The sequence below is a fragment of the Streptomyces sp. SM1 genome (assembly GCF_002910825.1).
GTDB classification, from domain to species: Bacteria; Actinomycetota; Actinomycetes; order Streptomycetales; family Streptomycetaceae; genus Streptomyces; species Streptomyces okerensis.
In genome coordinates, this window is record NZ_NEUB01000420.1 from 1 (window position 1) to 430 (window position 430).

Below are 430 nucleotides of genomic sequence, written 5' to 3' on the forward strand. Positions count from 1 at the left end.
CGGGCAGCCTGGCGTGGCGGGCCGGCGGGACGTCCGTCCCCGTGATGGAGAGGGAGCCCGTGCCGGCGCGTACGGGTTCGGCCGCCCAGCGCTGGTTCACCGTCCGGTCGCGCACCTTGACGACGATGTCGGCGTTCGCGTCAGGGGTCGCGGGGGTGAGGGCCAGCTGCTCGTCCCAGCGGGGCAGCAGCTCGCCCTGGAAGGTGAGGTCGTAGCGCACGTCGTCACTGCGGGCGTCGCCGGCGTCGGCGCAGGTGCCCAGGACGACGACACCGGCGTCCTTGTGCGAGTCCAGGCACAGACCGGGGTCCGCCACGCTGCGCAGCAGCCCGTCGTCCTCGTACGTCCACTGCTGGGTCCACCCCGAGGAGCACTCGGCCAGCCGGGTGCCCGAACCGTCCTGCGGTACGCCCCGGCTGTCGAGACACAG

General features: G+C 73.7%; 1 protein-coding gene. It reads right to left on the minus strand.

The window, feature by feature from the left end:
• Positions 1 to 430: RICIN domain-containing protein (locus B9S61_RS10545; RefSeq protein WP_146064778.1), on the minus strand; the 430-nt coding region annotated here is incomplete at both ends.